At 60.3% G+C, this 3,189-nt stretch carries 5 protein-coding genes; all 5 read left to right on the top strand.

Annotated features, from left to right (window positions below; all coding sequences use genetic code 11):
- Positions 1-135: 135 nt before the first annotated feature.
- Positions 136-984 (top strand): head maturation protease, ClpP-related, encoded by an 849-nt coding sequence (locus LPW39_RS23340; protein ID WP_230781168.1) that lies wholly within the window; start codon positions 136-138, stop codon positions 982-984.
- 63 nt (positions 985-1,047) lie between these two features.
- Positions 1,048-2,271, top strand: a complete 1,224-nt coding sequence (locus LPW39_RS23335) for a phage major capsid protein (RefSeq protein WP_230781166.1) — start codon at positions 1,048-1,050, stop codon at positions 2,269-2,271.
- Between the two features lie 51 nt (positions 2,272-2,322).
- Positions 2,323-2,499 (top strand): hypothetical protein, encoded by a 177-nt coding sequence (locus tag LPW39_RS23330; protein WP_230781164.1) that lies wholly within the window; start codon positions 2,323-2,325, stop codon positions 2,497-2,499.
- A complete protein-coding gene (locus LPW39_RS23325) occupies positions 2,496-2,822 on the top strand; it encodes a head-tail connector protein (protein ID WP_230781162.1) in 327 nt (108 codons plus the stop codon). The genes LPW39_RS23330 and LPW39_RS23325 overlap by 4 nt, the downstream gene beginning before the upstream one ends.
- A gap of 2 nt (positions 2,823-2,824) precedes the next feature.
- A partial coding sequence (locus tag LPW39_RS23320; RefSeq protein ID WP_230781160.1) for a phage head completion protein occupies positions 2,825-3,189 on the top strand: 365 nt, incomplete at its 3' end.

Below are 3,189 nucleotides of genomic sequence, written 5' to 3'. Positions count from 1 at the left end.
CGGAAACGCCGCAGTGCTGACCGTGCAATCCGCCATGACGACCTTGGACTCCATTGGCACAACCAGCGAGCTGCAACAAATTCGCTCTGCAATGCGAAATCTCCTTGGCTTCGAGGAAGAACCGAAAGGGTGAAGATGAACAAGAAAAACTTGCCTGCTCTGCGGGCGGATCACCTCAACGCCAAAGCGCGTTTTGAGGTGCCCGAGTCGATCATGGCGCGCTGGAATCGCGGCCTTCAAGCCAAGGGCGCGGACGATGCGGCAAGCATCAGCATCTTTGAGGTGATCGGCGAGGACTGGGACGGATCGGGCTTTACCGAGGCCAAGTGCGCGGGCATCCTGCGCAGCCTGGGCGGCAAGGATGTGACGGTGTACATCAACAGCCCAGGAGGCAGCCTCTTTCACGGCATCGCCATCTACAACATGTTCCGTGAATACGAGGGCCGAGTGACCATCCGCGTGCTCGGCATGGCCGCTTCGGCCGCATCGGTTCTGGCCATGGGGGGTGATGAGGTACAGATTGCAAAGTCTGCGTTCTTCATGATTCACAAATGCTGGTGCCTGGCCGTCGGCAATGCCGATGACCTGCGCAACATCGCCGCGCAAAACGATGAGTTTGACGCGGTGATGGTTGACATGTACGCGGCCCGCACTGGCCTGGATACGGAAAAGCTGCAGGCCATGCTGGCTGCAGAAACCTGGATCAGCGGCACCTCTGCGGTCGATCAGGGATTTGCTGACGACTTCACGCCGGCAGACCAGATCGAGGAGGGGCGGGGTGCCAAGGCATCAGCAGTCCAGCGCCTCGATATGACGCTGGCCAAGGCAGGCATGTCTCGCACCGAGCGCCGCAGCCTGATCCAAGAAATCAAGGGCACGCCTGGCGCTACCCAAGATGGCACGCCGAGCGCTGCCGTGTCGGCGGCAGACGCCGCGCACCTTCTGGCGCTCACTGCGCAATTTGGGGCAGCGGCGCGAGCCTAAGCCATCTCAAGCAAAACCAACGACCGCCGAAAAGGCGGTTATCTTTTTTGAAGAGGACAAACCATGTCTGATATGTCTGTACAGGACCTGCTCAAGCAGGTAAATGCCACGCTGGAGAAATCGTCTAGCGACTTCAGCAAAAAGGCTGAGCAGGCCTTTGCGGAGGCCAAGAAAGCCGGCGATATGAGCGCCGAAACCAAGGAGTCGGTGGATAAGATGGCCACCGAGGTCAACACGTTGCGCCAGGCCTCCGAATCCCTCAAGGCGCAGCTGGGCGAGGTCGAGCAGCATGTGGCTGGCAAGAACCATCTGGGCGATGCCGCTGCCGCACTGAGCCTGGGCGCCACCGTGGCGAAAAGCGACAAGCTGGCCTCCTTTGCCAAGGACTTTGTGCAGGCCAACCAAAAGGGCCGCGTGTCTATCCCTATCCAGGCTGCGCTGCTGTCTACGGGCGTTCCCGCTGGCACGGTCGAACCAATGCGCCTGCCTGGCGTGCAAGAGAAGCTCAAGCAACGCCTATTCATCCGCGATCTGATCTCGCCTGGCCGCACGGAGTCGCCTGCCATCTACTGGGTGCAGCAAACTGGCTTCACCAATGCCGCCAAGGTGGTGGCTGAAGGCACAGCCAAGCCCTACAGCGAGATCGAGTTTGCCAACAAGCTCACTCCAGTCACGACCATCGCGCACATGTTCAAGGCCTCCAAGCAGATCATGGATGACTTTGCCCAGCTGCAGAGCCTGATCGACAAGGAAATGCGCTATGGCCTGAAGTACGTGGAAGAGCAGGAGATCCTGTTTGGCGATGGCACTGGCGCGCATCTGCACGGCATCATCCCGCAGGCCACCGAGTACTCGTCCACCGGCATTCCTGCTGGCGCAACTGCGATTGATACGCTGCGCTGGGCCATGCTGCAGGCCCAACTGGCCCGCGTGCCGGCCTCCGGCCATGTGCTGCACTTCACTGACTGGGCCAAGATCGAGCTGCTCAAGGATGACCTGGGCCGCTACATCATCGGCAACCCGCAGGGCACAAACGCGCCTTCGATGTGGGGTCTGCCGGTAGTGGAAACCGAGATCGCAGCTTTCCTGAACAAGTTCCTGACCGGTGCATTCCGTGACGGCGCCCAGCTGTTTGACCGCGAAGACGCCAACGTGGTGATCTCCACCGAGAACGCCGACGACTTCGAGAAGAACCTGATCTCTGTCCGCTGCGAAGAGCGCGCCGCCCTGGCCGTCTACCGCCCTGAGGCGTTCATCTACGGCGACCTGCCAACCGTTACGCCGTAATGACCCGGGGCCTGGGAAATCCCCGGGCCCCATCTTCTTGGAGATACCGAAATGATCCCAGTCAAATCGACTGTCCCACTCTATGTGGGCGGCAAAGTGGTGACGGAGTTTGAAACCTCCGAAGCCCATTTTCGTGAGCTGGTCCGCGTGCATGGCGATGTGAAGGTAAAGCAGGCATCCGCCAAGGCCGAGACGAAACCAGACGCCAAGAAAGCGAGCAAGCAATGATCACCAGCCTTGACCTGGCGCGCCGCTACTGCCGGGCCAGCACATCCGATGATGTTTTGCTCACCCTGCTGGTGGAGGCCGCCGAGGGCTTGGCTGAAAAGTTTCTCAATCGCAAGGTGTTTGCTGACCAGGTGGCGCTCGATGCTGCGCTGGCCGACGGCACAGCAGGCGACTCGCCCATGGTAGCCAACGCGCAGTTTCGGGCTGCTGTGCTGGAAATGGTGAGCGACCGTTACGACAAGCGGGGCGATCAGCCTACGCCGGCCGCAATGACCCGCGCTGAGCGGATTTTGTGGACTGACCGTGTTGGCCTGGGGGTGTAACCATGCTTTTACTTGCTGGCGACCTGGATAAAGAGATCCGCATCATGGTGTACGAAGTCATTGGTCGAGACCCGGAATACAACACCGAGATAAAGGAGTGGCGCGAGTTCGCCAGCGGCTGGGCCCAAGTGCAGGATGTCCTGCCCTCACGATCTGACAAGATTGAAGACGCTGTGCAGATCAACGAACGTCCTGCCCGATTGAGGATGCGCTACCTATCGGGCGTGCGTGCTGATATGCGCGTGGTGGTCCTGGGGGTAGATGGCGACCCTGACCGAGTTTGCGAGATCGTTGCGGGCCCGGCCGAGCTGGGGCGCAGAGACGGCATTGAGCTGCTCATCAAGGACTTTGGGAGGGCAGACGATGG

It is taken from the genome of Comamonas koreensis (genome assembly GCF_021026195.1).
GTDB lineage: Bacteria > Pseudomonadota > Gammaproteobacteria > Burkholderiales > Burkholderiaceae_C > Comamonas > Comamonas koreensis.
This window is presented reverse-complemented; position numbering and strand designations above follow the sequence as displayed.

What these genes read in the sequence shown, in the direction of transcription:
- LPW39_RS23340 (WP_230781168.1), top strand. Translation starts at nt 136, where the DNA reads ATGAACAAGAAAAACTTGCCTGCTCTGCGGGCGGATCACCTCAACGCC.
- LPW39_RS23335 (WP_230781166.1), top strand. Translation starts at nt 1,048, where the DNA reads ATGTCTGATATGTCTGTACAGGACCTGCTCAAGCAGGTAAATGCCACG.
- LPW39_RS23330 (WP_230781164.1), top strand. Translation starts at nt 2,323, where the DNA reads ATGATCCCAGTCAAATCGACTGTCCCACTCTATGTGGGCGGCAAAGTG.
- LPW39_RS23325 (WP_230781162.1), top strand. Translation starts at nt 2,496, where the DNA reads ATGATCACCAGCCTTGACCTGGCGCGCCGCTACTGCCGGGCCAGCACA.